The organism is Leifsonia sp. SIMBA_070, from assembly GCF_046534635.1.
Classification (GTDB): Bacteria; Actinomycetota; Actinomycetes; order Actinomycetales; family Microbacteriaceae; genus Leifsonia.
The window spans coordinates 1-264 of sequence record NZ_JAWRYK010000408.1 but is presented as its reverse complement, the minus strand read 5'-3'; the positions used below and the strand labels follow the sequence as shown (position 1 = coordinate 264).

Annotated in this window: 1 protein-coding gene; it reads right to left on the bottom strand. The window is 60.6% G+C overall.

What is annotated here, in order from left to right; genetic code table 11:
• Window positions 1–256, bottom strand: a 256-nt coding sequence (locus SB754_RS20865) for an NADPH-dependent FMN reductase (RefSeq protein ID WP_410784261.1), incomplete at its 3' end; no start/stop codon positions are given.
• Window positions 257–264 lie beyond the last annotated feature (8 nt).

Sequence of the window (264 nt, the reverse complement as noted above, 5' to 3'; positions counted from 1 at the left end):
CCAGTGTCGTCTGGGGTGCCAGCGAATGCGTCAGATCACCGCCGGTGAACACCGGTATCGCGACCACACCTTTGAGGCCGTCCGTGCCGTATTGGTCGAGAAACGCCTTCAGCAGTCCGGTGTAGGAGGCCTTGTAGGTGGGTGTGGCGAAAATGACCAGGTCACTGGCCGCGACCGAAGTCTTTGCTGCGGTGACCTTTTCCGAGCCCCACTGGAACAGTTCATCTGCCAGGTCGGCGAGTTCGATGACCTCCACCTCGTACG